1 pseudogene is annotated in these 378 nt (G+C 55.8%); it reads right to left on the reverse strand.

Going from position 1 to position 378, the window contains the following annotated elements:
• Window positions 1-378, reverse strand: a pseudogene (locus tag ACSZPU_RS26385) (hypothetical protein); the annotation flags it as partial.

A 378-nucleotide genomic window follows, 5' to 3' on the forward strand; every position in this document is an offset into this window, starting at 1 on the left:
GTGGCGTTGTATTCCTTGATGCAGGCTTTCATTGCCGCAACTGTCTGTTTCTGGTCTGCCTCAATGCGCTGGAACTCGGCTGGCAGGGACATGTAGCTTTGCCCGGTTTCGTCGGCGGATGCACCCATTGGAACCGGAGCGGGCAGGGTGGCGTTGTGCTCTTCAAGGAATCTTTTTATATCGTCAGCGCTCAGCAGCACCGGCAGGCCGTTGTTGTATTCATCGATATAGGTGCGCAGAGTCGCTGTTGTGGTGAATGCGCCTTCCGGAATAATCGGTTCAATGCTGAATTCTGCTTCCAGATTTTCAGGCTGGAGCGCCAGCGCGTGCACCAGGTTCCCCATATCCAGCACTTTGGACTGCTCGCGGGCGATCGTC

The organism is Phytobacter sp. V69 (genome assembly GCF_965644215.1).
GTDB lineage: Bacteria > Pseudomonadota > Gammaproteobacteria > Enterobacterales > Enterobacteriaceae > Phytobacter.